Raw genomic sequence first — 225 nt, forward strand, 5'->3', positions numbered from 1 at the left:
CGCCACGGAAAATATGGCTAATTTGCATATGGTGGTCGGGAACTACGTTCGCTAAAAAGTACGTTGGGAAACCATCAGCTTTTAAAAGCACTTGCATGTCTACGTTTTCCCTCGGGATCTCAATTTCATCTCGTAGGTAGTCGTTAAACTTAAATGTGCCTGCGCTTGGAATTTTCATTCGTATAACGTAAGGTTTGCCTGCCGCTAAGGTTGCTTTATTTTCTT

1 protein-coding gene is annotated in these 225 nt (G+C 42.2%); it reads right to left on the reverse strand.

Annotated elements, in window-relative coordinates; translation table 11 throughout:
• A partial coding sequence (locus V6260_RS18850) for a glutamate--tRNA ligase family protein (protein WP_341595596.1) occupies positions 1-225 on the reverse strand: 225 nt, incomplete at both ends.

This window comes from Pseudoalteromonas aliena (assembly GCF_038155085.1).
GTDB lineage: Bacteria > Pseudomonadota > Gammaproteobacteria > Enterobacterales > Alteromonadaceae > Pseudoalteromonas > Pseudoalteromonas aliena_A.